The organism is Vulcanimicrobium alpinum (assembly GCF_027923555.1).
GTDB lineage: Bacteria > Vulcanimicrobiota > Vulcanimicrobiia > Vulcanimicrobiales > Vulcanimicrobiaceae > Vulcanimicrobium > Vulcanimicrobium alpinum.
Window position 1 is genome coordinate 1,803,272 of record NZ_AP025523.1, and the last position, 24,878, is coordinate 1,828,149.

Sequence of the window (24,878 nt, forward strand, 5' to 3'; positions counted from 1 at the left end):
CCCGCTTTACGGCGCCGTGACGAACGCTTCCAAGTCGTGCAGCCCGGCGAGCGCGATCTCCGGCGCCGGCGTGAGCCGTTCCGGCGTAGCGCGGCTGCGGTTGCACCACGCGACGCGAAAGCCGAAGTGCGACGCGCCCCACGCGTCCCACGCGTTCGACGAGACGAAGACGATCTCACGCGGCGTGCAAGCGAAGCGCGCCGTCGCGAGCGCGTAGACACGCGGATCGGGCTTGTACGCGCGCACCGCGTCGACGCAGAGCACGTCGTCGAGCAGCGGGAGCAGCCCGGCGTGCCGCAGCGCGTCGCGGGCGCTGGCGGGGACGCCGTTCGTCAGTACCGCGAGCGGCATGGTCCGTCCGCGCAGGCGCGTCAGTGCGGGAACGGCGTCGGGATGCGGCGGCATCAAACGGACCGTCTGCAGCAATGTCGCGCGTGTCGCAACGTCGAGCGCGACGCCGCGCTGCTCGGAGACGAACTCCAGCGCGAGCGCGCTGACGTCGTCGAAATCACGGTACGCCTGCGCGAGCGAGGAGAGAAACGCATATTCCAACTGCTTGCGGCGCCAGTCGCCGACGAACGCCGGCGCATCGGGAACGCCGGCCGCCGCGAACGACGAGGCCATCCCCCCGATGTCGAGCAGCGTACCGTACAGATCGAAGCAGACGGCGGCGATGTGCAACGGTCAGGTTCTCCCGGCGATGGTGCGTTCGAGGAATCGCAGAACGCGCGTGAGCGGAAAGTCGCGCGCATCCAGCGGCTGCGTGAGCAGCGTGCGCAGTCCGACCAACTTCGCCCCGAGCACGTCGGTGAAGAGCTGGTCGCCGATCACGATCGTCGCGCCGCGCGGCGTGCCGAGCAGACGGAGCGCGCGCACGAACGCGAACGGCAGCGGTTTGAGCGCGTTCGGCACCACCGGGATGCCGAGCTGCGCGCCGACCGACCCGACGCGTTCGGTGAAATTATTCGACACGAGAACGAGCGCGAAGCCGCGCTGCTGCGCCGTTCGCACCCAGTCCGCGACCCCGGGTGCAAGTTCCGGCCGGCGGTACTCGCAGACGGTGTTGTCGAGGTCGACGACGATGCCGCGGATCCCGAGCGCCGCGAGTTCGTCGAGGGAGACGTCGGGCAGCGTCTGGGCGTGATGGTCGGCGCGGAACCTCTCCACGCTATCCCCGGTTCCGTCCACAGCCCGCTCACCCCGCTCGCCGGGCCTCCACAGGCGAGCCCCGATCCATCCCCGGGAAAAAGAAGTTCTCCGCTCCCCCTCCACAAGGTCCTCGGACTGCGATACAATATCTAGTACAGCCCGGCGGCGTAGACCACTAGATAGTGTGCCGATACCGCCCGATGGCACGATTGGACTTGACGAAGTACGAACGTATGTTCGATACTCGTGAGCCCATCGTTTGAAGCGCTTTTCGCGACAAAGAGGCAGCCGGCATGAAGTTCTCGCGCACCTACTCCGCTCCCGGCGATCCCTACGCCGGTCTGTCCTTCGATGCGCGCACCTCGCGCATCGCCAACCCCGACGGCAAAGTGGTCTTCGAGCTCAAGGACGCGCAAATCCCGAGCGGCTGGTCCCAGGTCGCGACCGACATCATCGCCCAGAAATACTTCCGCAAGGCCGGCATCCCCGACACGCTCCTCAAGGTCCCCGAGGACGGCGTCCCCAAGTGGCTCTGGCGCTCGGAGCCCGCGCCCGGCGCGAAATTCGGTCCCGAAACCGACGCTCGCCAGGTCTTCCACCGCCTCGCCGGCTGCTGGACGTACTGGGGCTTCAAGCACGGCTACTTCGACGACGAGTTCCAGGCCCGCACGTATTACGAGGAGATGTGCGCGATGCTGGCGCGCCAGATCGGCGCCCCCAACTCACCGCAGTGGTTCAACACCGGCCTGCACTGGGCGTACGGCATCGCCGGCCCCGCACAAGGGCACTGGTACGTCGATCCCAAGACCGGCGACCTCGCGCAGTCGACGTCCGCGTACGAGCATGCGTCCGCACACGCGTGCTTCATCCAATCGGTGCGGGACGATCTCGTCAACGAGGGCGGCATCATGGACTTGTGGGTCCGTGAGGCACGCATTTTCAAGCATGGCGCGGGCACCGGCTCCGACTTCTCCAACATCCGTGCGGAGGGCGAGCGCCTCTCCGGCGGCGGCACGAGTTCCGGCCTCATGTCGTTCTTGCGTGTCGGCGATCGCGCTGCGGGTGCGATCAAGAGCGGCGGAACGACGCGACGTGCTGCCAAGATGGTCGTGCTGAAACTCGACCACCCCGACATCGAAGATTTCATCACGTGGAAAGTGACGGAGGAGCAAAAGGTCTCCGATCTCGTCGCCGGCTCCATCACCTGTGAGAAGCATCTCAATGCGATCCTCCGAGCAGCGTATGACGAAACGATTCCGGAATCGGCACGACTCGACCCCGCGCTGAACCCTGCGCTGCGTTCTGCGATCCGTGCATCGCTCTCCGCTGGTATTCCGCAAGGAAACGTCCAGTACGCGCTCGATTTTGCTCGTCAGGGCTATCGGGAATTGGTAATCGAGACCTACGACACGAATTGGGATTCCAAGGCGTATGGGACGGTCTCCGGCCAAAATTCGAACAACTCTATTCGAATTCCGAACGAGTTCTTCGCCCGACTCGATGCAGGTCAGACCTGGGATCTCACATCGCGCACGAACGGCACGGTGATGAAGTCCGTGCCTGCAGCAGACCTGTGGGAACGAATCGCCGTTGCAGCATGGCAATGCGCCGATCCTGGGGTGCAGTACGACACCACGATCAACGAATGGCATACCTGCGCAGTCGACGGACGCATCAACGCCAGCAATCCGTGCAGCGAATACCTTTTCCTCGATGATACCGGGTGCAACCTAGCAAGTCTGAACCTCGTCACGTTTCTCGCAGAAAATGGGCATTTCGACGCGAAGCGCTTTGCGGAAGCCTGCCGTATCTGGACGTTCACCCTCGAGATCACCGTGCTGATGGCGCAATATCCGTCACGCGAGATCGCCAAACGTTCGTTCGAGTACCGCACGCTCGGCCTCGGTTATGCGAATATGGGCACCTTGCTGATGCGCCTGGGGCTGCCGTATGATTCGAACGAAGGATTCGGCTGGTGCGCCGCCATCTCGTCGTTGATGACGGGTGCTGCGTACAAGACGTCCGCGGAGATCGCGCGCGAACTGGGCGCCTTTGCTGCGTACGATCGCAATCAAGAATCGATGGGGCGCGTTCTCCGAAATCATCGTCGAGCAGCGTATGCGGCGCCGAACGAAGAGTACGAGGAGCTCACGGTAACGCCCACGACGCATCAGCCGACGCTGTTCACTCAAGAGACGTGGGCCCTCGCACGTTCGACGTGGGACAACGCGCTGGCCATCGGCGAAGTCGCGGGTTACCGCAACGCCCAAGTGACGGTCATCGCGCCGACGGGGTGCCTCGTTGGGGAAACGCTCGTCGCCACCGACCGCGGTTTTGTGCGCCTCGATCGGCTGGGCAATGTCGACGGCGATCAGTGGCAAGACGTCGACTTCCGCGTCCTTACCGACGATGGCGAACAGAAAGCGACGAAATTCTATATCAACGGCGTGGAACGCACGCGCAAGATCACGACGGCAAACGGCTATGTCATCCAGGGCACGCCGGCACATCGCGTCAAGGTCGTCGACCCGGCGAGCGGAGATCTCGTCTGGAAGCGTTTCGGTGATATCGGCTCCGACGATGTCGTCGCGCTTTCGATGGGAGCGCTCGTCGGAGCACCCCACAGCGTTGCACTCCCGCCGCTTGGCGAAGAATACTGGACGGCCGATTACACAACGCGCGTCCCGCGTACGGTCACCGCCGAACTCGCGGAAATCGTCGGCTACTTCATGGGCGACGGGTCGCTGCATTCGGAAGGTCTGCGGTTTTGCGTCGCCGCGGCCGACCACGACGTGCTCGAGCATCTCTCGGCGCGTATCCGGACGTTGTTCGCGATCGAACCGCTGGTAAGCGATAAGGGCGGGTACTTCGAGCTTGCTGCAAATTCCGTCGCCTTAACGATGTGGTGGGAAGCTTGCGGCTTTGCGAAGCTTCCTTCAACCGCCGATCATCGAGGGAAGGGCTATGTGCCCCGCATTCCCGATGCTATTCTGGCCACCAATGATCCAGTGATCTACGCTGCGTTTCTGCGCGGTCTCTACGAAGCCGCCGGAACAGTGACCAACGGCGCGGCCTGCTGGTCGACGGTCAACCGCACGTTCTCGGAAGACGTGAAGGCGGTTCTGTTGGGTCTGGGTATTCCGACGAGCACGAAGATTGACACGACGGGTTGGGGACAGAGCGATCGGTACGTTCTGCGCGTGCGCAACGCGGCATACGCTCAGACGTTTGCGGAGCGGATCGGCTTCTTGGGAAGCCGAAAACAGCAAGCGACCGTCGTATCGACGGCAGTCCAAGGCACCCACGGAGACGCGGTTTCCCTTCCCGACGATCTCGTCCGCTCTCTCGTGCCGACCTCTAACGAACTGTATTCGCGCGTGCAGTTATACCGCCATCCGAACGATGGTGCGATCAGCCGCGCCTCGGCCACCGCGCTTCTCGAGCAAACGGAGCATCCCCAAGTCACCGCAGCGCTCAACTTCTTCTACGATCGCGTCGCATCGAACGAAGACGGCGGCGAGCGCCTGACGTACGATCTTTCCGTGCCTGCCAATGTCACGTACGTCGCGAACGGGTTCATCTCGCACAACACGATCGGCCTTGTCATGGACTGTGATACGACCGGGATCGAGCCGGATTTCGCGCTAGTGAAATTCAAAAAGCTCGCGGGTGGCGGCTACTTCAAAATTGTCAATCAATCCGTCGAGCCTGCGTTGCGCCGGTTGGGGTACAACAACGACCAGATCGCAGCCATCGAGACCTTCGCCAAAGGCACGAACACTCTTGAAGGTGCACCGCACGTCAATCGAGCGACGCTCAAAGCGCGCGGATTTGACGACGATGCGCTAACGCGCGTCGAGGCGGGCCTTCCTGGAGCGTTTGATATCGGCTTCGTGTTCAATCAGCACGTGCTCGGCCTGGAGTTCTGCAAACAGAACCTCGGCATGACCGATCAGCAGCTCGCCGATTGGAATCACTCGATCCTGCGCGATACACTTGGTTTCACGAACGCGCAGATCGAGGAAGCATCCGACGTCATCTGTGGCCGGATGACCCTCGAGGGTGCGCCGTTCCTCAAGGACGAGCACTTGCCGGTTTTCGACTGCGCGACCCCGTGCGGCAAACACGGAGCGCGATTCATTCGCCCCCTCGCGCACGTCGACATGATGGCGGCGGCGCAGCCGTTCGTTTCCGGTGCGATCTCCAAAACCATCAACCTTCCCCAGTCGGCGACGATCGCCGACGTCAAGGAAGCCTACCGCTATTCGTGGGAGCGGATGGTCAAGGCGGTCGCCCTTTACCGCGACGGCTCGAAGCTCTCGCAGCCGCTCGCCGCGAGCTATGACATCGGCGGCGGAGACGACCTCGATCAGCCGCAGACCACCGGCTACGACGGCCCGGTCCGCGTCGCCGAGCGCGTCGTCTACCGGTACATCGCCAAGCGCCGGCGGATGCCGGATCGCCGCGGCGGCTACACGCAAAAGGCGGTCATCGGCGGCCACAAAGTCTATCTGCGTACCGGCGAGTACAACGATCAGTCGCTCGGCGAGATCTTCATCGACATGCACAAGGAGGGCGCCGCCTTCCGCAGCCTGATGAACAATTTCGCGATCGCAGTGTCGCTCGGGCTGCAGCACGGCGTACCGCTCGAAGAATATGTGGACGCGTTCACGTTCACACGCTTCGAGCCGAACGGCCCGGTCGTCGGCCACGAGAACATCAAGATGGCGACGTCCATCCTCGACTACATCTTCCGCGAACTCGCCGTGAGCTATCTCGGCCGCTACGATCTCGCACAGGTGCAGCCGTCGCAAGCCGTAGACGCGATGGGCCCGGAACCCGAGTACGTCGGCGAAGAGGAAATGGAAGTCCGCACCTACACGCAACCGAAGGCGATCGCGCCGGCCGCAACGCCCCCCCCCGCGACGCCGGTCACGCGCACTCCTGAACCCGTCGGGGTCGTCTTGGTAACGCCCACCGTGTCCGGAACCGCGAAAGGTCAGATCGTCGCGGCGAAGGCACGCGAAGCGATTGCCAAAGGCTACAGCGGTGATGCCTGCACGCAGTGCGGTCAGTTCACGCTCGTACGGAACGGCACGTGCCTGAAGTGCGACAGTTGCGGAACGACCAGCGGTTGCTCGTAGACTCGTAAGCCGACCGACACGCCAACCACGAGAACGGACCGATTCGTCGGTCCGTTTTTCGTTTGCGGTCGCGTGACGGCGTTCTCACCGCGACCCGTTGCAGAGCCCACTGGCCCAGCGCTGCGAAGTAACCTGCGCGCAACCGCGCCGAACCGCCGCTTTCGTGCGAAACAGTTTTATCATTGGTTCGACTCGACGGAGATCCGCGGCGAGCCGCACCGCGCGCACGATCGGCCGCAAACCAAACCGTCCGCAGTCACCCCGGGATGAACATCCGAATCGCAGCAAGGCCCATCACCGCCGTGGCGATCCAGCCCAGAACGATCGTCGGCCGGCCCACGGTGAACGCACCCATCGAGGACTTCTTCGACACCCAGACGATGATCACGACCATGAGCGGACGGCGACCACGCCGTCGATCACGGCGCTCCAGAATAGCGCTTTCATCGGACTGATCGGCGAGTACTGAACCACCAAACCATAAAGCACGCTGACGGAGAGGACACCGTAAAACCCGCGCGCGCCCGTCGCTTTCCGCTCGAGAACTTCTTTCCAGCCGATCGCCTCCGAGAGCGCATAGGCAGCCGAACCTGCCAGCACCGGGACGCCGATCAGCCCGACGCCGAGAATACCGCCGGCGAATAGCGTCGAGGCGAACCTGCCGCGCCAGCGGACGAAGCGCGCTCGCGGCCTGGGCGGGGGTGGTGATGTCGGAGATGCCGCCGACGTGCAACGTGACGGCGGTTGCGAGGATGATGAAATACGCGGAGATATCCGAGTAGAACATCCCGCTCCACGTATCCCCAGCGGATAGGCCGCAGTTCGGCCGGCGCGCACGCCGGTCGCGCACGAGCGGAGCTGCACTCCGGTCCGCCTGCATGTCCTCGACTTCCTCCGACGCTGTCAAAAACGAGATGCGGACTGATCGTCGTCCCGAACACGCCGAGATCACCGCCGCCGCGTTCGCGTCGACGTGCAGCTTCGGCCACACGGTTCGCAACGCCACCTCATGCCAAGGAACGTGCACAGTGAAGGGCGCCGCCGCGTAGGCGATCAGCGAAAGGCTCAGCTACTGCTAGAAAAAGACGTATCGGTGATACGGCACGAACACTTGCAGCGCCAGCGTCGCGAGCACGAAGAACGCCGTCATGAGATGGCGGTCGATCCCGCTGACCAGCTGCGCCTCCTCGCCCATCGCCGCGACGTCGGCAGAGATGTTGAGCGTGTTCGCGATCAGGAGCAGCGGCACGACACACTGCAGCACGATCCGCGGAAACGCGCCCTTGATGTTGGCGGCGAGGCCCTTTCCCGTTACGCGACCGATGCGCCCGCACATCGACTGGATTGCTGCCATCAGCGGAAACGGCAGCGGCATCGTCCGGAGCATGTTCCGCCCTAACTGCGGCGCGCGCACGACTGCGCACCGGCCTGAGAATATGTCGCGATCCCGCTCGGGTCGTCATCGGCAACGCCGGTGATGAGTTCGGGCCCGATTCGCCAACGGGTGCTCGCGCAGCCGCTCCCACGCAGTCTTGAGACTTGCCTGCCCCACCTTCATCGAACTCGCTGCACGCGAACGACGCCTCCCTCCAAGCCCTCGGTCGTTCAAGGCGCTTCTTCATCGGCTGCCAACGTCATCGGGGAACTTCACCGCCTGACCCTCGCTCTACGTACACACCATCCTTGAAAGGTTGAACCTGTGCGAAACACGGTTGACGGAAAACCCGAAACCACCACCTGGCCGGAACTCGCCGAAGGGCTATACGGATTTCTTACCGGCCGCGGCGCAAGCATCGAGTACCGCTTCGACGATATGCAGATCGGTGTGCCGAGTGCCGCGCGTCCGGACGCGCCGCAGGCCGTCTGGCGTCTGAGCGGCGGACTGACGATCCGCACGACGGAACGGCCGTGATCGAAGCGAGCGCGATGCTCGCAGTGTCCGGTCCCGGCGTCTCGATCAACATCTACGGCACCGGCCGCATCCTCATTGCCGACGTGCGTGGGGATGCTTCCGCTCTCTTCGCCCTACTTCGCCATGCTGCGCCGCTCGTTCGCGGCTTGCGCAGCGCGTCGCGCCTCCTGCGCCGGGGGGGGCTGCGCGTGAACGTGCGCGTCGCGCGGGCGACGATCGCGCGCCTAGGCGCGTGAAGATCCTCGTCACCGGGGCGACCGGCTACATCGGCGGCCGGCTCGTCCCGGAACTGCTCGCCGCCGGACACGACGTCCGTTGCTTCGTCCGCGATCCGGCGCGTCTGCTCGATCGCTTTCCGGGCGTCGAAGTCGTCGGCGGCGATGTCTTCGACGACGATTCCGTACGTGCGGCGATGACGGGATGCGACACCGCGTACTATCTCGTCCACTCGATGTCCGATGATCGCCACGACTTCCGGCAGCGCGATCGCGACGCGGCGCGGCGGTTCGGCGCCCACGCGCGCGCCGCCGGTCTCGCGCGCATCATCTACCTGGGCGGGCTCGGCGAAGAGCGCCCGCGCCGCGCTCTCTCCAAGCACTTGCGCAGCCGTCACGAAGTCGGCGAAGAACTGCGCGCGGGCGGTGTTCCGGTCATCGAGTTCCGTGCGGCGATCATTGTCGGCTCCGGCAGCATCTCGTTCGAGATGCTGCGGTATCTCACCGAACGGCTTCCGGTCATGATCGCACCGAAATGGGTGCGCACGCGATGCCAGCCGATCGCCGTCCGGGACGTCATCACTTACCTCGTCGCGGCGCTCACCCTCCCGCCGGATCGCGGCCGCATCGTCGGGATCGGCGGCGCCGACGTCTTGCCGTACTGCGACATGATGCTCCGGTACGCGCGCTTGCGCGGCCTCGCGCGGCGCATCGTCGTCGTGCCGTTCTTCAGCCCGCGGCTCTCCTCGTACTGGATTCACTTCGTCACCCCGATCCCCTCGCCAATCGCGCGGCCGCTGGTCGAGGGTCTCTTCAACGAAGTCGTCGTACGCGAACCCTCAGCGCGCGAACTCTTCCCGGCGATCTGCCCTATCGGTTACGACGAAGCCGTCCGCCGCGCGCTCGATCGGTACGCCTCCACGGGCCCTGCCACGACCTGGTTCGACGCCTTCGACGTGCGGGCGCTGCCGGGCGAGTTCGCCGGCTCGGAGCAAGGGATGCTGATCGACCGCCGCGAGCGCGTCGCGCACGCGTCCGCGACGGCGCTCTTCCGCGTTTTCACCAGCCTCGGCGGCACGAAGGGATGGCTCTACGCCGACTGGCTGTGGGAACTGCGCGGAGTCATGGACCGCATGGTCGGGGGAATCGGCACGCGCCGGGGGAGGCGTTCGGCAACGGAGCTGCGCGTCGGCGACGCCGTCGATTTCTGGCGCGTCGAAGCCTACCGGCCGCCGTCGCTGCTGCGGCTGCGGGCCGAGATGAAGCTCCCCGGCCACGCGTGGCTGCAATTCGAAGCGATCGCCAACGACGACGGCACGACATCGCTGCGGCAGACCGCATTCTTCGATCCGCGCGGGATCCTCGGCTTTCTGTATTGGTACAGCGTGATGCCGTTCCACGGCTTCATCTTCGCGAATCTCGCGACGCGGATCGTGCGCGAAGCGGAAGCGTCCATCGAACGCGGACGGATGGTCGTCGCCGGCTAACCCGCCGGCTCCCGCTCGGGAAGGCTGCCTGCACCGGAAGCGCAATGACTCCATCCACTCCTCGGAGGAGGGAATGCGGATGGTTCGTTCGTGAACGCCGGCTTCATGCCGCACGGGCTGTGCTTCTTATGGCAGCCCGGCGTACTCACGCTGCACGTCGTCTCCGACGCGCTCGTCGCACTGGCGCCTTTTTCGATTCCGGCGTTACTCGTCTGGTTCGTTCGTCGCCGTCGCGACGTGCCGTTCTCACCGATCTTCTGGATGTTCTCGCTCTTCATCGTCTCGTGCGGGTGCACGCATCTGATTTCGATCTGGGTGATCTGGCACCCCGCGTACTGGTTCGAGGGTGCGGCGAAAGCGACGACTGCACTTGCCTCGGTCGCGACGGCCGCGATGCTGGTCCCGCTTCTGCCGAGAGCGATCGCGCTGCGCTCCCCGGTCGAACTCGACCGGCTCAACGCGATCCTCCACGAAACGCTCGTCGAACGCGACTCCCGCTTCGCCGTTACGAGCGTCAGCCCACATCGCCCGCACGCTCCAGGACGCGTCGCTAGCGACGCTCCCGAAGCGCATCGGATGCTTCGGTCTCTCCGCGGTCTACCGGCCCGGCACCGGCGATCTCGAAATCGGCGGCGACTGGTACAACGCGTTTCGGATGAGCGACGGGCGCGTGGAGGTGTCGGTCTGCGATGTGACCGGAAAGGGTCTCGTCGCTTCCGTGATCATGTCGAAGGTCCGGCAGGCGCTGCGCGTCGCCGCGCAGCTCCAGATAGTCAAGTCCCAAATCTGCTGTAATTCCGGTTCGTCGATCGCGTTAGTTAGGCTGCTCGTCTGTCTCGTTTTACGGCGGCCGGCTTGGCCACCGTCGTTGCTTTCCATTCGAAGTATTCGGTCATGTCGAAGTAGGCTCGGCCTAACCATTCGTCGTTTTGCTCGGAGAGTAGCGCGCCGACCATGCGAATCGCCGCGGCGTCGTTTGGGAAGATGCGAATGACTTTCTCCCGGCGACGAATCTCTTCATTGAGCCGCTCTTGCATGTTGCTCGTGCGCAGTCGCCGGCGATATTTCTCCGGCAGCGGCAAGATCGCAAGCATGTCTTCGAACGCTCCTTCCAAGCACACGCACGACTTGGGCGCCGTTTCTACGAAGCGGGCCATGAATTCCGCATATCGACGCTCGGCCTCTTTGCGATCAGTTGCGAGGAAGATCAGCCGAGCTGCAGCGGTTACGTTTTCGCGTTCTTTCTTGGGCGCGTGATCGAGCAAGTTCTTCATCACGTGGAACTGGCAACGCTGCCATGTCGCGCCGACGAATTGCTTGGCGATCGCCTCGCGTAAGCCCGAGTGATTGTCGGAGACGGCAACGTCGACGCCGTGCAAGCCGCGTGCTTTGAGGCCGCAAAAGAACTCGTTCCACGTCGCAAAGCTCTCCGAATCGCCGATCGAAAGACCAAGGATCTCGCGGTATCCGTCAGCACGAATGCCGCTCGCGATGAGCAGCGCTTTGCTGACGACGCTCTTGTCGGTGCGCACCTTCGTGAAGAGCGCGTCAACGATGATGAATGGGTACGCTGCGTCGAGCCGGCGATTCAAGAATCCCGCGACCGGTTCGTTGAGTGCCTTCGTAAGGCGACTTACCGTCGATTTCGAAAACGACGTCCCGCAGAGGCCTTCGGTTATCCGCGTGACCTTCCGCGTCGAGACGCCGTTGACGACCATCTCCATCAGGCCCACGACGAAGGCTTGTTCGCTGCGGCGATAACGCTCGAAGATGTCGGTTGAGAAGCTGCCGTCGCGCGTCTGCGGCACGCGCAGGACCAGCGAGCCGACGCGGGTCGAGAGCTGTCGATCGCGATACCCATTTCGATAGCCCTCCCGTTCTTCACAGCGCTCGTACCGCTCGGCGCCCAGATGATCGCGCATCTGTGCCTCGAGCACTTGGTTGAGAATCACTTCGACGAGTTTGCCGAGCGCCGCCGGCTGATCAAGCAAAGCTGGAATCGCGTCGCGGGATAGGGTAAGATCGTAATCGGCCACCGTTTCGGTCCTTTCGATTGAGGTGTTGAACAACGTCAATCTTCGAACCGGGGCGGTGGCTACCCGCCCGCTCAATTTACATCAATTATACGGACTCGGCCGTCGATTTCGAAAACGACGTCCCGCAGAGGCCTTCGGTTATCCGCGTGACCTTCCGCGTCGAGACGCCGTTGACGACCATCTCCATCAGGCCCACGACGAAGGCTTGTTCGCTGCGGCGATAACGCTCGAAGATGTCGGTTGAGAAGCTGCCGTCGCGCGTCTGCGGCACGCGCAGGACCAGCGAGCCGACGCGGGTCGAGAGCTGTCGATCGCGATACCCATTTCGATAGCCCTCCCGTTCTTCGCAGCGCTGGTAACGCTCGGCACCCAGATGATCGCGCATGTGCCTCGAGCACTTGGTTGAGAATCACTTCGACGAGTTTGCCGAGCGCTGCCGGCTGATCGAGCAAAGCTGGAATCGCGTCGCGGGATAGGGTAAGATCGTAATCGGCCACCGTTCCGGTCCTTTCGATTGAGGTGTTGAACAACGTCAATCTTCGAACCGGAGCGGTGGCTACCCGCCCGCTCAATTTACATCAATTATAGGGACTCGGCCGCTCCAGATCCCGCTGGGAGCAGTGCTCGATGCAGCGGATCGCGCGCTGCGCGAAGAGTACCCGCACTTCATCGTTACGGCGTTCATGGCCATGATCGACGATGAAGGCGTGAAGACCTACGCCAATGCGGGACACCCCCGGCCGCTGATGCGCCTGCTCGACGGCAGCGTCCCCGAGCTCGCGGGCGGCGGGTTGCCGCTCGGGCTGCGTACGCGAGGAGACGAACAATACCCAACTGCCGAACTCATAGCAGGTTCGGTGCTCGTGTGCGTCACGGACGGCTTGATGGAGGCAGCCTGCGACTACGAACTCGGAGAAGCGCGACTCCGCGCAATCCTCGCCGATCGCACGTTCGACACGGCCGAAGACCCCGCCGCCCTGATCGCTGCTCCGTCCTCGACGGCGAGATACGTGACGACGTCGCAATCATGACCACTCGCGACGGCGCCGATCCCGAAGACGGCATCCGTCGCACGTTCGACCCCCGCGATCGCACGGCAGCCGACGCGACACGGACGGCGATCCGCGACGCGCTTTCCGCCGACGGCGTCACGAAGCAGGACGTCGCCAACGTGGAGCTCGTGTTCAGCGAGCTGATCGGGAACGCGCTGCGCTACGCCGGAGCGGAAGTCGACGTCCGTTTCGCGTGGGAAAGGGTCCTGCACGTACGACAGCGGACCGGGATTTCGGTACGTGCCGCATCTGCCGTCGGACATCATGTCCGAAAACGGTCGCGGCTTGTTTCTCGTCACGGCACTCGTCGAGGACTTCAGCGTCCTGCGCCGCCCCGGCGCGGAAGTCACGCACGCGCCGTGCTGCGCGCGTCACGACTCCCGGATCGCGCCCGGGCCGCACCCGCCCACGGCAGCATCGACGGCGCCCGCCCGGAACAGGTCCTACGCCGGCATCGGTGCATCGAGGCGATAATCGGCCCCGATCTCGAGCGGCGCGTAGTTCCGTGAAACGACGTAATCCGGGCGCGGGTGCGGCGGGATCGGATCGGGTTGATTCGCGCTGGGGTTATAGGCGACGTAGACGTGCCAGCGGTCGTTGGCGGAGAGGTTGTGACCAGACCCGTGCACGATGTTGCAGTGAAAGAGCACCGCCGTTCCCGGTCCACCGGTGATTGCGACGGGCGCGGGGTTGGCGCGCAAGAACGCGCGCATCGGCTCCTTCTCCACCGCCCACTGCGGGTACGACGTCGTCGTCTGGTCCTTCGCCGCCGGCAGCACGCCGTGTTTGTGCGAGCCCGGGACGAAGCAGAGACAGCCGCCCATCTCCGTCGCTTCGTCAAGCATCACCAGGAACGTGGCAGAGTCCCTATAATTGATGTAAATTCAGCGGGCGGGTAGCCACCGCTCCGGTTCGAAGATTGACGTTGACAACACTTCAATCGAAAGGACCGGAACGGTGGCCGATTACGATCTTACCCTATCCCGCGACGCGATTCCAGCGTTGCTCGATCAACCTGCGGCGCTCGGGAAGCTCGTCGAAACGATTTTGAACCAAGTGCTCGAGGCGCAGATGCGCGATCATCTGGGCGCCGAGCGGTACGAACGCTGTCAAGAACGGGAGGGCTATCGGAATGGGTATCGCGATCGACAGCTCTCGACCCGCGTCGGCTCGCTGGTCCTGCGCGTGCCGCAGACGCGCGACGGCAGCTTCTCAACCGACATCTTTGAGCGTTATCGCCGCAGCGAACAAGCCTTTGTCGTGGGCCTGATGGAGATGGTCGTCAACGGCGTCTCGACGCGGAAGGTCACGCGGATAACCGAAGGTCTGTGTGGGACGTCGTTTTCGAAGTCGACGTTCAGTCGCCTCGCGAAGGCCCTTGACGAGCCGGTCGCGGGATTCTTGAATCGTCGGCTCGACGCGGCGTACCCGTTCATCATCGTTGACGCGCTCTTCACGAAGGTGCGCACCGACAAGAGCGTCGTCAGCAAAGCGCTCCTCATCGCGAGCGGCATTCGTGCTGACGGATACCGAGAAATCCTTGGTCTTTCGATCGGCGATTCGGAGAGCTTTGCGACGTGGAACGAGTTCTTTTGCGGCCTCAAAGCACGCGGCTTGCACGGCGTCGACGTTGCCGTCTCCGACAATCACTCGGGCTTACGCGAGGCGATCGCCAAGCAATTCGTCGGCGCGACGTGGCAGCGTTGCCAGTTCCACGTGATGAAGAACTTGCTCGATCACGCGCCCAAGAAAGAACGGGAAAACGTAACCGCTGCAGCTCGGCTGATCTTCCTCGCAACTGATCGCAAAGAGGCCGAGCGTCGATATGCGGAATTCATGGCCCGCTTCGCAGAAACGGCGCCCAAGTCGTGCGTGTGCTTGGAAGGAGCGTTCGAAGACATGCTTGCGATCTTGCCGCTGCCGGAGAAATATCGTCGGCGACTGCGCACGAGCAACATGCAAGAGCGGCTCAATGAAGAGATTCGTCGCCGGGAGAAAGTCATTCGCATTTTCCCAAACGACGCCGCGGCGATTCGCATGGTCGGCGCGTTACTCTCCGAGCAAAACGACGAATGGTTAGGCCGAGCCTACTTCGACATGACCGAATACTTCGAATGGAAAGCAACGACGGTGGCCAAGCCGGCCGCCGTAAAACGAGACAGACGAGCAGCCTAACTTACGCGATCGACGAACCGGAATTACAGCAGATTTGGGACTTGACTAGACGATGAGCTCGCGATGGACCATTTCGTCCGCGCCGTTGACGAATGCAACCTCGTCGCGATAGGCATCGTCTTCCAGTTTCGCTCCCAGCTCGAATTGAACGTAGTGACGCGCTTCGGTTTGCATGTCGCTATCGAGCTCTGCGAAGACCGCGAGCGCTCCTTCAAACTGCGTCGCCTTTTGCAGATGCTCGAGCTGATGTCTCGTCGCCCGCACCTGCGCGGCGCCGACGCGGACTTCACGCAGCGCGATGATCGCCGTAACGGCAATGACGGCGCCGATAAACGCTGTGGCGATTGCCGTTACGGCTTCCCAAGCCATCGCTCGAGATTCTCCGAGGAGCCTTGATGACCTCGACCGCTCCTGGAACTTCCGGTGCCGCAGGGTGAAGCCGTTCTTCACCGGTCAGGCATGAACGAACACGCGCCTCGCAGCCCCGGCGACGGGACCGAGCACCAGAACGCCGCGCGACAGCGACAAACGTGTCGATCGGAAACGTCGAACTCCCCGACGCTCGGGCCCGTGCGGCCGACGAGTTCGCCCCCCGCAGCCAAGCGAAACGGCCCCGATCGTCAGCCTCGTGACTGGGTGCTCGAAACCGGTTCTCCGGCACCGGCTTGACGCTAAGGCGTCCAGAAAGAGGAACAGCTCGCCTTCTTGCCGGCCGAGCGCCGCGCGGGAGACGCATCCCGGGCGGGTAAATTCCGAGGGTGGACATCCTCGCCCCCGCTTCCCTCGATCGTGCCGCGATGGCGGCGCGCTACCGTGCGAACCGTCTGCGCACCGCGCAGCTTTTCGCGATGATCGCGCCCGACGCGTACGAAGATGCGCCGATCCCGCTGCGCCATCCGTTCGTGTTCTACGACGGACACATCCCCACGTTCGCGTTCGTCACCTTGGTGCGCGACGCGCTGGGACGTCCCTCGATCGACCCCGAATTCGAAAAGCTCTTCAACCGCGGAATCGATCCGCGCGACGCGGGCGCCGCCGCCGCGCACAAGCGCGCGGCGTGGCCGTCGCGCGAGACGGTGCACCGCTTCACCGACGCCTGCGATGCGGCGATCTTCGACGCCTATGCGCACGCGACGCTCGACGATCCCTCGAACCCGCGGCTGCTCCATGCCGAAGCGGCGTGGAACGTGCTTGAGCACGAAGAGATGCATCACGAGACGCTCACGTACATCGTGCACCGGCTCGCGCGCGAAAAGCAGCGCGGGCCGCGCGGCGAGCACCGCGACGCGGCACCGCCGCCGCGCGCGCCGATCGCGATCCCGGCGGGCAGCGCGACGCTCGGCGCACGGCGCGGGGCGATCCCCTTCGGCTGGGACAACGAGTTCGACGAGCACGTCGTCGCGGTGAACGCGTTCGGCGTCGACGCGTACGACGTCACCAACGGCGACTACCTGGCGTTCGTGCGCGACGGCGGCCCGGTTCCGATCAACTGGTTCGAGCGCGACGGCGCGTGGATGCTGCGCGGCGTCTTCGAAGATCTCCCGCTCCCGCTCTCGTGGCCGGTGTACGCGACCCAGGAACAAGCCGCCGCGTTCGCGCGCTGGAGCGGCGGCCGCCTGATGACGGAAGCGGAGTACCATCGCGCCGCCTACGGAACGCCCGGCGGCGAGGAGCGGCTTCAGCCATGGGGCGACGCGGCGCCGGATCCGGCGCAGCACGGGAACTTCGGCTGGCGCCGCTTCGATCCCGAACCCGCCGGCTCGTCGCCGCGCGGCGCGAGCGCGTTCGGCGTGCACGATCTCGTCGGCAACGGCTGGGAGTGGACCGCGACGCCGTTCGCGCCGTTCGACGGCTTTGCGCCGATGGCGTCGTACCCGCTGTACTCGAACGACTTCTTCGACGGGATGCACTACGTGATCAAGGGCGCCTCGCCGGTCACGGCGTCGACGCTGGTGCGGCGGTCGCTCCGCAACTGGTTCTACTACGACTATTCCTACGTGTACGCGACCTTCCGGCGCGCGTACGACTGACCTCAGGCGGGACGCGCGGCCACGAGCGTCGCGTTGAGGAGGCTCGCGAGCGCGTAGACGTGCCGCGACGCCGGGACCGGGACACCCAGCACCGCGCCGAGCTCGACGATCGCTCCTAAGAGGACGTCGAGCTCGAGCGGGCGTCCGGCCTCGACGTCCTGCAGCATCGAAGTCTTGTGCTCGCCGACGCGGCGCGCGCCGTCCATCCGCTTCTCGATCGAGATCGGAAGCGTCACGCCGAGCGCGCCGGCGAGCGCCGCGCACTCCTCCATCATCTCGCGCACGAGGCCGGCGGCCTGCGCGTCGCGCATCATCCCGGCGAGCGTCGCGCGCGTGAGCGCAGAGATCGGGTTTAGCGACGCGTTGCCGAGCAGTTTCACCCAGATCTCCGGACGGAGGTCGCGCTCGACGGGCGCCTTCAGTCCGCCGGCGACGAACGCGTCGGCGATCTGCTGCAGCGGTTCTTCCACCGTGCCGCCGGGCGTGCCCAGCGAGAACCGCGTCCCTTCGACGTGCCGGATCACGCCGGGCGAAGCGATCTCCGTCGCGCAGTAGATCACGCAGCCGACGACCCGGTCCGGATCGAACGCCGCGGCCAGCGTCCCGCCGGGATCGACGCTCTGCAGCACCAGGTCTTCGTACGGCCCCGCGAGCCGCTGGAAATACCACCACGGCAGACCGTTCTGCATCCCGACGACACGCGTGCGCGGACCGATGAGGGTGCAGATCTGCGGCAGCAGCGGCGCGATCTGGTGCGCTTTGAGCGCGACGATCGCGCAATCGACGACGCCGACCGCGGCGATCTCGTCGGTCGCGGCGACGCGGGCATGAAAGTCTCCTCGCTCGGAACGCACCTCGACGCCGTGCTCCCGCATCGCCGCGAGGTGCGCCCCGCGCGCGATCAACGTGACGTCCGCACCCCCGCGAGCGAGCGCCGCGCCGACGTAGGCGCCGATCGCGCCGGCACCCACGACGCAAAACCGACCTCCTGCGCGCGAACCGTTGCCGCTCAGGGCTTCCATGTGTACGCTCGTCCTCTCGTCGGGCATGCTGCTCGACCCATTTTTTGCGCGTTCGTCCGGAGGCCTCGTCGTTGACCGCAACCGCTCCGCTCGAGAACCGGTGGGTGCAGCTCGCACTCGGATTCGTCGCGATGGTCATGATCGCGAACCTGCAGTACGGCTGGACGCTGTTCGTGGCGCCTCTCCAGGATGCGCATCCGCACTGGAGCAAGGGCGCGATCCAGTACGCGTTCTTCCTCTTCGTCCTCTTCCAAGTCTGGCTGGTGTGCCGGTCAACGGCTGGCTCGTCGACCGTTTCGGACCGACGCCGTTCGTCGCCGTCGCGGGCGTTCTGGTCGGCGCATCGTGGATGCTCAGCGCGCACGCGGCGACGCTCCCGATGCTCTACGCCGCCTCGATCCTAGGCGGGATCGGCGCCGGCTGCGTGTACGGCACGATGGTCGGTTCGGCGGTGAAGTGATTCCCCGACAAGCGCGGTCTCGCCGCCGGCATCACCGCCGCCGGCTTCGGCGGGGGCGCGGCGCTGACGGTCCTGCCGATCTCGTCGACGATCGCGACGGCCGGTTACGCGTCGGCGTTTTGGACGTTCGGCATCGTGCAGGGTCTCGTCGTGCTCGCCGTCGCGTTTCTCGTCCGCTTCCCCGGCAACGACGACCGCGTACCCGCTCCGGTCGCGAGCCGGGTCGCGCAGAGCGCGTACGATTCGACGCCGCTCGAGATGCTGCGCTCGCCGCAATTCTATCTGCTCTACGTCATGTTCGTGATGATCGCGACCGGGCTGCTCTTCATGACCGCGCAGGTCGCGCCGCTGTCGAAGGATTACGGGATTGCGAAGGCGCCGCTGCACGTGATCGGTTTCGTCGTCATGGCGCTGCCGTTCGCGCCGATCGTCGACAACGTGCTCAACGGCGGCAGCCGCGTGATCTTCGGCGGGCTCTCCGACCGGATCGGCCGTGAGGTCACGATGGCGCTGGCCTTCGCGCTCGAAGCGTTCGGCCTGATCGGCCTGCTCTTCGTCGCGCACAACCCGTGGGGCTTCGTCGTCTGCGCCGGCGCGACGTTCATCGCGTCGGGCGAAATCTGTAGTCTCTTCCCCGCGACGTGCACCGATCTCTACGGCCGCAAGTTCGCCACCGTCAACTGCGGGCTGCTCTACACGGCGAAAGGCACCGCCGCGCTGATCGTCCCCATCGCCAGCCAAATTCGCGACACGACGGGCACCTGGTCCTCGGTGGTGACGGTGCTGGTCGCGTTCAACATCGTCACCGCGCTGCTTGCCGTGTTCGTGCTCAAGCCGATGCGCGAGCGTCGACTCGCAGCCGAAGGGCAGCGCCCCGCACCGGCGGGTGCGGCCGCTGCCGCCGCAGTACGCTAGGAGCGATGCACCGCACCGTCTCCGACACCGTCGCCGAACTGCTCGCCGGGGGCGATGCCTCCGCGCCCGCTCTCGCCGAGCCCGGCGGTCCGGGCTTGACCTACGGTGCGCTGCGCGCGACGATCGACGACTTCGCGCGCGAACTGCGCGGTCGCGGTATCGCGGCGGGCGACACAGTCGCGCTTGCCGTTCCGAACGGCCTCGGCATCGTCGCGGCGTTTCTGGGCATCACGCGCGCGCGTGCGATCGCCGCTCCGCTCAACCCGGCGTACACGCGCGACGAGTTCGCGTTCTATCTCGAAGACATCGGTCCGGCGCTGCTGCTGGTCCCGCCGGGCGCGGGCGCGGCCGCGCGCGAAGCCGCCGCGGCGCTCGGAATTCCCGTCGCCGACGTCACCATCGCCGCCGACGGCAGGGTGAGCACGGGCGCGACGCCGGACGGTGCGGAGCTCGAGCCGCCGTGCGCCGACGACGTCGCGCTGTTCCTGCACACCAGCGGAACGACGAGCCGGCCCAAGGGCGTCCCGCTGCGCCACGTCAACCTGTGCGCTTCCGCCGACAACATCGCACGCTGGTATCGGCTTACGCCGCAAGACGTCTCGCTGTGCGTGATGCCGCTCTTCCACATCCACGGCATCGTCTTCTCGACGCTTGCCTTCTTGGGTGTCGGCGCGTCGGTCGTCGTCCCGCCGAAGTTCTCTGCGAGCGCGTTCTGGCCGGCGGTGCGCGAGTACGGCGCCACCGTCGTCAGCGCCGTGCCGACGATCTATCGCACCCTGCTCCTGCGCGCCGACGACGACGGCGCGCCGCACGCGTGGGAGCACACCTTGCGGTTCCTGCGCTCGTCGAGCTCTGCGCTCCCGGCGGCCGAGTTTCACAAGCTCGAAGCGCGCTTCGGCGTCCCGGTGATCGAAGCGTACTCAATGACCGAAGCGGCGCACCAGATGTGCGCAAACCCGCTCGACGGCGAGCGGCGCGCCGGATCGGTCGGCGTCGGCGCGCACGTCGAGGTCGCGATCATGGATGATGCGGGGACGCTGCTCCCGCCGCACGGCGAGGGCGAGGTGGTCGTGCGCGGACGCAACGTGATGCGCGGGTATCACAACAATCCCGAAGCGAACGCAGCCGCGTTTACGCACGGCTGGTTCCGCACCGGCGACCGCGGTAAACTCGACGAGCGCGGTTACCTCACGCTGGTCGGACGCATCAAGGAATTGATCAATCGCGGCGGCGAGAAGATCTCGCCGGTCGAGATCGACGAAGTGCTCGCCAAGCATCCGGGCGTCGTCGAAGCGGTGACCTTCGCGCTCCCCGACGAGAAGTACGGCGAAGACGTCGCTGCCGCGGTCATCGTGTGCGACGGCGTCACCGAGGGCGAACTCGCCGACCACGTCCGCGCCCACCTCGCCCCCTTCAAGGTCCCCAAGCGCTTCTTCCTCACCGACGCGATCCCGAAGACCGCGACGGGCAAGGTGCAGCGCCGTCTCGTCGCCGCCGCGTTCGCGCCGCCCGGCTGAACGCTGCCGTACGGTTTTCGGAACAAGGACGCCGCGGAGGACGTCTCTCGCTTCGAATCATGAGCGAGGAAGTGGTCGACGAGCGGCTCTTCACCATGAACCGTGCCGAGCTCGACGCGTTTCCGGACGGCGTGATCACCTTGAACCGGGACGCGACGATCGTTCGATACAATCGCACCGAAGCGCTGCTCGCGCGGCGCAACCAAGATGAGACGATCGGCCTGAACTTCTTCCGCGACGTCGCCCCGTGCACCGCGGTCAAGGATTTTCAGGGCCGCTTCGAGGCCTTCACCCAGCATCACGATTCGAAGGTCGAGCGGTTCGATTTCGTCTTTCGGTTCGCGTGGGGCACGCAGGACGTCGGGATCACGCTCATCCGCAAGGCCGGCTTCGACGAGATCAACGTGCTCGTGAGCCGCCGCTCGAAGAACGACTAGCCGCGGCGCCGGCACGGCGCCCGCGCAGTGATCCGCTTCGCAGTTGATGCGCGGCGGGGCGGCGGGATCTATGGTCGAGCGCCGTTCCCGACGATACCGAGAGTACTATGAGAACGGCGATCCGCATTGCGGGTGCCGCCATCGGACTCGGTGTGCTCGTGCTGGCGAACGCAGGATGCGCTCGCGACGTCCTTCCGACGTCACACGGGCTGCACGGCGCAGCACTCCGCTCGACCTCCTACCACCATCTCGCGTTCACCGAAGGCGTGACCGTCACGGGTTCGGGCGCGAAGACGCTCAGCGCGTTCGCGATCGCGCCCTTGGCGGGATCCGACGTGCCGGCCGCAGCGGCACCGGTGCCCGCCGCTCCCGCGCTCGAAGCCGTCGACATTCCCGGGGCCGTGCGCGACGTCGAACGCATCCCGGCGGAGTTGGGCCAACTCCGCCGGCTGCTGATGTACGGCGCGCTCGGGGTCCTGGTGTGCGGCGGTCTGAACGCCGTGCTGCTGACGGCGATCCTGGTCGCGCTGCTCCGCCGCCCGACACCGATCCCGGTCCGGCGGACCCCCGAAACCGACTCGTCGGCATCGGCGCCGATCGTGCGTTGCGGCTGCGGCACCCCGATCTCGGCCCGTTCGCGGACGGGACGATGCCGGCGCTGCGCCCTCGAGCACAACCGCCGTCTCGCCGTCGGCGGCGACGGCCTGCGGTCGCTCGAACCCGCCTCGTAGCAGGGAGGCCGCTCACCGGCCGAGGTGAGCGAACTGCGCCGCGAAGGCCTCGGGATCGAGCGTCGTTTGGGCTGCGAGCCGCGAGAGCCGCGGTTCGGTGAAGTCGTGCGGCTCGAGCCGGATCATGTACTTCCGCGCGACCTCGTACGATTCGGTCGTCACGTCGACCATCCGTACGCGAATCCGCCCGGTGGCGGGATCGAGCATCTCGTTCAGCGTGACGGGATGGATCCGTCCGCCGGCGAGCGCGATGAGCGACCCGCTGCCGCCGCCGAGCAGGTAGCGGACTGCGCCGTACCCGAGCGTGCGCGTGTACTCGGCGTCGAACGGAATCGGCTTCGCGCTGCGCAGTTCGTAGCCGATGTCCTTCGGGACGACCGTCGTGTCGAGCCCGAGCTCGGTGAGGCGGCTGCGGACGGCATCGCGCAGCACGCTGCCCAGCGGCACGTCCGCCAGGCGCACGTGCCCGTACGCGTCGCGCGCCGCCGTCGTGACCGCCGCGAGCTCGTCGGGCGCGATGCGCTCCGCGATCCCTTCGGCGACGACGGCGACGCCGTGGTCCTGGCCTGACGCGAGCCGCTTCACGATCGCGCCGACGAGCGTATCGACGACCGCGGCGAGGCGGATCGTGCCGTCGGGAAATTCCTCGGGGATCACCGCGATCGTCGCGCCGGCGGCCTTGCAGATTCCCAGCGCGAGCGCGCCCGACTTGCGCCCCATCGTGACCGCGAGATACCAGCGCGACGCGGTGCGCGCGTCTTCCATGAGATTCTCGACGATCGCCGAGCCGACGGCGCGCGCCGTTTCGAACCCGAAGGTCGGCGCGTTGTCTGGGAGCGGAAGATCGTTGTCGATGGTCTTCGGGACCGTCGCGACGCCGATGCGGCCCTTGGTCTCGGCGGCGATGCGGGTCGCGCCGAACGTCGTGTCGTCGCCGCCGATCGTGATGAGGTACCGCACGCCGAGCATCGTGAGCGAACGAACGCAGCGACGCAGCGACTCCGGGTCTTTGGCAGGGTTCGTGCGCGAGGTGCGCAGCATCGATCCGCCGGTGAAGTGCAGGCGCGACACGTCGTCGATCTCGAGCTCCTGCACGTGCGAGGTGTCGCCGCGCACGAGGTGGCGATAGCCCTCGTAGATGCCCAGCACGCGCAGCCCGCTGTTGCGCGCCTCGATCGTCGCCGACGCGATCACGCCGTTGATGCCGGGAGCCGGGCCGCCCCCGACCAGGATCGCCAGGGTCTCGTCGCCGTTCATCGGATCCTCGCGGAGCGGCAGCAGAACGTCAGACGGCCGCGGGGGTCGCCGCATCCATGCGCGTGCGCAGTTCGGCGTCGAGCGCGTCGAGGAACTGGGTCGTCGTCAGCCAGGGCTGATCGGGTCCGATCAGCACCGCGAGATCCTTGGTCATCTTGCCGGACTCGACCGTGTCGATGCAGACCTGTTCGAGCGTCTCGGCGAACCGCGTGACCTCGGGCGTGCCGTCGACCTTGCCGCGATGCGCGAGCCCGCGGGTCCACGCGAAGATCGACGCGATCGGATTCGTCGACGTCTCGCGCCCCTTCTGGTGCTCGCGGAAGTGGCGCGTCACCGTCCCGTGCGCCGCTTCGGCTTCGATCGTCTTGCCGTCCGGCGTCATCAGCACCGACGTCATCAGGCCGAGCGATCCGAAGCCCTGCGCAACCGTGTCCGACTGCACGTCGCCGTCGTAGTTCTTGCATGCCCACACGAACGCGCCCGGCCACTTCAGCGCCGACGCCACCATGTCGTCGATCAGCCGGTGCTCGTAGATCAGACCGCGGCGATCATACTCGGCCTTGAATTCTTCCTCGAACACCTGCTGGAAGAGGTCCTTGAAGCGCCCGTCGTACGCTTTGAGAATGGTGTTCTTCGTCGAGAGATAGACCGGCCAGTTGCGCAGCAGTCCGTAGTTGAACGACGCGCGGGCGAAGCCGCGGATCGACTCGTCGAGGTTGTACATCGCGAGCGCCACGCCGCCGCCGGGGAACTCGAAGACCGTCCGTTCGATCGGCGCGCCGCCGTCCTTCGGCTGAAATTTCAGCGTGAGCGTGCCGGCGCTGGGGACGACGAAATCGGTCGCGCGATACTGGTCGCCGAACGCGTGGCGGCCGATGACGATCGGCTGCGTCCAGCCCGGGACGAGGCGCGGCACGTTGCGGCAGATGATCGGCTCGCGAAAGACGGTTCCGTCGAGCTCGTTGCGGATCGTCCCGTTCGGCGACTTCCACATCTGCTTGAGATGGAACTCTTCGACGCGGGCTTCGTCGGGCGTGATCGTCGCGCACTTCACGCCGACGCCGTACTGTTTGATCGCGCGCGCCGCGTCGAGGGTCACTTGGTCGTTCGTCTGGTCACGGTACTCGATTCCCAGGTCGTAATACTTGAGGTCGAGGTCGAGATAGGGCAGGATCAGCTTGTCTTTGATGAACCGCCAGATGATGCGCGTCATCTCGTCGCCGTCGAGTTCGACGATCGGGTTACGGACGGTGATCTTGTTCAGGGTACCGGTCTCCAGGTCGAGGCGTGACCGGCAGGGCTTGGCGAGGCGCGCGGGACCGGCCTTCCGAACCGGCGC

General features: G+C 65.5%; 22 protein-coding genes and 4 pseudogenes. 15 read left to right on the forward strand and 11 right to left on the reverse strand.

What is annotated here, in order from left to right:
* Positions 1-6: 6 nt before the first annotated feature.
* Both WPS_RS09310 and WPS_RS09315 read right to left on the reverse strand, forming a co-directional pair.
* On the reverse strand, positions 7-681 hold the full coding sequence (locus WPS_RS09310; RefSeq protein WP_317994236.1) for a haloacid dehalogenase type II: 675 nt from the start codon (positions 679-681) through the stop codon (positions 7-9).
* Between the two features lie 3 nt (positions 682-684).
* A complete protein-coding gene (locus tag WPS_RS09315) occupies positions 685-1,167 on the reverse strand; it encodes a YqeG family HAD IIIA-type phosphatase (RefSeq protein WP_317994237.1) in 483 nt (160 codons plus the stop codon).
* 275 nt (positions 1,168-1,442) lie between these two features.
* On the opposite strand from WPS_RS09315, the gene WPS_RS09320 reads away from it, so the two are divergent.
* Entirely contained in the window at positions 1,443-6,293 is a 4,851-nt protein-coding gene (locus WPS_RS09320) for an adenosylcobalamin-dependent ribonucleoside-diphosphate reductase (RefSeq protein ID WP_317994238.1), read from the forward strand.
* 384 nt (positions 6,294-6,677) lie between these two features.
* On the opposite strand, the gene WPS_RS18160 is transcribed toward WPS_RS09320, so the two are convergent.
* Together WPS_RS18160 and WPS_RS18165 are read right to left on the reverse strand one after the other, a co-directional pair.
* On the reverse strand, positions 6,678-7,130 hold the full coding sequence (locus WPS_RS18160) for a divalent metal cation transporter (RefSeq protein ID WP_405054948.1): 453 nt from the start codon (positions 7,128-7,130) through the stop codon (positions 6,678-6,680).
* Positions 7,012-7,680, reverse strand: a pseudogene (locus tag WPS_RS18165) (divalent metal cation transporter); the annotation flags it as partial. The gene WPS_RS18160 and the pseudogene WPS_RS18165, both read right to left, overlap by 119 nt.
* A 312-nt stretch (positions 7,681-7,992) precedes the next feature.
* On the opposite strand from WPS_RS18165, the gene WPS_RS09330 reads away from it, so the two are divergent.
* From WPS_RS09330 to WPS_RS18170, 5 genes and pseudogenes are all read left to right on the forward strand, one after another.
* Complete coding sequence (locus WPS_RS09330; RefSeq protein ID WP_317994239.1) at positions 7,993-8,205, forward strand: hypothetical protein; 213 nt, start codon at positions 7,993-7,995, stop codon at positions 8,203-8,205.
* Positions 8,202-8,441, forward strand: coding sequence for a hypothetical protein (locus tag WPS_RS09335; RefSeq protein WP_317994240.1), 240 nt, complete (start codon positions 8,202-8,204; stop codon positions 8,439-8,441). The genes WPS_RS09330 and WPS_RS09335 overlap by 4 nt, the downstream gene beginning before the upstream one ends.
* Positions 8,438-9,907, forward strand: coding sequence for an SDR family oxidoreductase (locus WPS_RS09340; RefSeq protein WP_317994241.1), 1,470 nt, complete (start codon positions 8,438-8,440; stop codon positions 9,905-9,907). The genes WPS_RS09335 and WPS_RS09340 overlap by 4 nt, the downstream gene beginning before the upstream one ends.
* Before the next feature lie 105 nt (positions 9,908-10,012).
* Positions 10,013-10,321: pseudogene (locus WPS_RS18385) on the forward strand (hypothetical protein); the annotation flags it as partial.
* 241 nt (positions 10,322-10,562) lie between these two features.
* Positions 10,563-10,625 (forward strand): annotated as a pseudogene (locus WPS_RS18170) (hypothetical protein); the annotation flags it as partial.
* A 100-nt stretch (positions 10,626-10,725) separates the two neighbouring features.
* On the opposite strand, the gene WPS_RS09350 reads toward WPS_RS18170, so the two are convergent.
* Positions 10,726-11,943, reverse strand: coding sequence for an IS256 family transposase (locus tag WPS_RS09350; protein WP_317994243.1), 1,218 nt, complete (start codon positions 11,941-11,943; stop codon positions 10,726-10,728).
* A 100-nt stretch (positions 11,944-12,043) separates the two neighbouring features.
* Positions 12,044-12,440, reverse strand: a pseudogene (locus WPS_RS09355) (transposase); the annotation flags it as partial.
* A gap of 114 nt (positions 12,441-12,554) precedes the next feature.
* On the opposite strand from WPS_RS09355, the gene WPS_RS09360 reads away from it, so the two are divergent.
* Positions 12,555-12,974, forward strand: coding sequence for a SpoIIE family protein phosphatase (locus WPS_RS09360; protein WP_317997525.1), 420 nt, complete (start codon positions 12,555-12,557; stop codon positions 12,972-12,974).
* On the forward strand, positions 12,971-13,504 hold the full coding sequence (locus WPS_RS09365; protein ID WP_317994244.1) for a hypothetical protein: 534 nt from the start codon (positions 12,971-12,973) through the stop codon (positions 13,502-13,504). The genes WPS_RS09360 and WPS_RS09365 overlap by 4 nt, the downstream gene beginning before the upstream one ends.
* Here the strand turns inward: WPS_RS09365 and WPS_RS09370 are convergent.
* Positions 13,439-13,879: a phytanoyl-CoA dioxygenase family protein gene (locus WPS_RS09370; protein ID WP_317997526.1), complete on the reverse strand. Its 441-nt coding sequence runs from the start codon at positions 13,877-13,879 to the stop codon at positions 13,439-13,441. The genes WPS_RS09365 and WPS_RS09370 overlap by 66 nt on opposite strands.
* 73 nt (positions 13,880-13,952) lie before the next feature.
* Here WPS_RS09370 and WPS_RS09375 point away from each other — a divergent pair, with 73 nt between their 5' ends.
* A complete protein-coding gene (locus tag WPS_RS09375; RefSeq protein WP_317994245.1) occupies positions 13,953-15,170 on the forward strand; it encodes an IS256 family transposase in 1,218 nt (405 codons plus the stop codon).
* A gap of 45 nt (positions 15,171-15,215) precedes the next feature.
* On the opposite strand, the gene WPS_RS09380 is transcribed toward WPS_RS09375, so the two are convergent.
* Positions 15,216-15,539: a hypothetical protein gene (locus WPS_RS09380; protein WP_317994246.1), complete on the reverse strand. Its 324-nt coding sequence runs from the start codon at positions 15,537-15,539 to the stop codon at positions 15,216-15,218.
* Between the two features lie 389 nt (positions 15,540-15,928).
* Between WPS_RS09380 and WPS_RS09385 the strand changes: the two genes are divergently transcribed.
* A complete protein-coding gene (locus WPS_RS09385; protein ID WP_317994247.1) occupies positions 15,929-17,200 on the forward strand; it encodes an SUMF1/EgtB/PvdO family nonheme iron enzyme in 1,272 nt (423 codons plus the stop codon).
* A gap of 2 nt (positions 17,201-17,202) precedes the next feature.
* On the opposite strand, the gene WPS_RS09390 is transcribed toward WPS_RS09385, so the two are convergent.
* Positions 17,203-18,222 carry a ketopantoate reductase family protein gene (locus WPS_RS09390; RefSeq protein WP_405054874.1) on the reverse strand — a complete coding sequence of 340 codons (1,020 nt, stop codon included), beginning with the start codon at positions 18,220-18,222 and terminating at the stop codon, positions 17,203-17,205.
* 265 nt (positions 18,223-18,487) lie between these two features.
* On the opposite strand from WPS_RS09390, the gene WPS_RS09395 reads away from it, so the two are divergent.
* From WPS_RS09395 to WPS_RS09415, 5 genes are all read left to right on the forward strand, one after another.
* Positions 18,488-18,682, forward strand: a complete 195-nt coding sequence (locus tag WPS_RS09395) for a hypothetical protein (RefSeq protein WP_317994249.1) — start codon at positions 18,488-18,490, stop codon at positions 18,680-18,682.
* Positions 18,683-18,817: 135 nt separating this feature from the next.
* Positions 18,818-19,597 (forward strand): MFS transporter, encoded by a 780-nt coding sequence (locus WPS_RS09400; protein WP_405054875.1) that lies wholly within the window; start codon positions 18,818-18,820, stop codon positions 19,595-19,597.
* Positions 19,598-19,602: 5 nt separating this feature from the next.
* Positions 19,603-21,114 (forward strand): acyl--CoA ligase, encoded by a 1,512-nt coding sequence (locus WPS_RS09405; RefSeq protein ID WP_317994250.1) that lies wholly within the window; start codon positions 19,603-19,605, stop codon positions 21,112-21,114.
* Positions 21,115-21,173: 59 nt separating this feature from the next.
* A complete protein-coding gene (locus tag WPS_RS09410; protein WP_317994251.1) occupies positions 21,174-21,551 on the forward strand; it encodes a PAS domain-containing protein in 378 nt (125 codons plus the stop codon).
* 107 nt (positions 21,552-21,658) lie between these two features.
* Positions 21,659-22,282, forward strand: coding sequence for a hypothetical protein (locus WPS_RS09415; protein WP_317994252.1), 624 nt, complete (start codon positions 21,659-21,661; stop codon positions 22,280-22,282).
* Positions 22,283-22,294: 12 nt separating this feature from the next.
* Here the strand turns inward: WPS_RS09415 and pfp are convergent, their stop codons facing one another.
* Complete coding sequence (gene pfp / locus WPS_RS09420) at positions 22,295-23,539, reverse strand: diphosphate--fructose-6-phosphate 1-phosphotransferase (RefSeq protein ID WP_317994253.1); 1,245 nt, start codon at positions 23,537-23,539, stop codon at positions 22,295-22,297.
* A 28-nt stretch (positions 23,540-23,567) separates the two neighbouring features.
* Positions 23,568-24,803, reverse strand: coding sequence for an NADP-dependent isocitrate dehydrogenase (locus WPS_RS09425; RefSeq protein ID WP_405054949.1), 1,236 nt, complete (start codon positions 24,801-24,803; stop codon positions 23,568-23,570).
* Positions 24,804-24,878: the final 75 nt, after the last annotated feature.

Coding starts and splice junctions, on each gene's coding strand:
- WPS_RS09320 (WP_317994238.1), top strand. CDS start 1,443: ATGAAGTTCTCGCGCACCTACTCCGCTCCCGGCGATCCCTACGCCGGT.
- WPS_RS09380 (WP_317994246.1), bottom strand. CDS start 15,539: ATGGCTTGGGAAGCCGTAACGGCAATCGCCACAGCGTTTATCGGCGCC.
- WPS_RS09405 (WP_317994250.1), top strand. CDS start 19,603: ATGCACCGCACCGTCTCCGACACCGTCGCCGAACTGCTCGCCGGGGGC.
- WPS_RS09390 (WP_405054874.1), bottom strand. CDS start 18,222: ATGGAAGCCCTGAGCGGCAACGGTTCGCGCGCAGGAGGTCGGTTTTGC.
- WPS_RS09415 (WP_317994252.1), top strand. CDS start 21,659: ATGAGAACGGCGATCCGCATTGCGGGTGCCGCCATCGGACTCGGTGTG.
- WPS_RS09410 (WP_317994251.1), top strand. CDS start 21,174: ATGAGCGAGGAAGTGGTCGACGAGCGGCTCTTCACCATGAACCGTGCC.
- WPS_RS09365 (WP_317994244.1), top strand. CDS start 12,971: ATGACCACTCGCGACGGCGCCGATCCCGAAGACGGCATCCGTCGCACG.
- pfp (WP_317994253.1), bottom strand. CDS start 23,539: ATGAACGGCGACGAGACCCTGGCGATCCTGGTCGGGGGCGGCCCGGCT.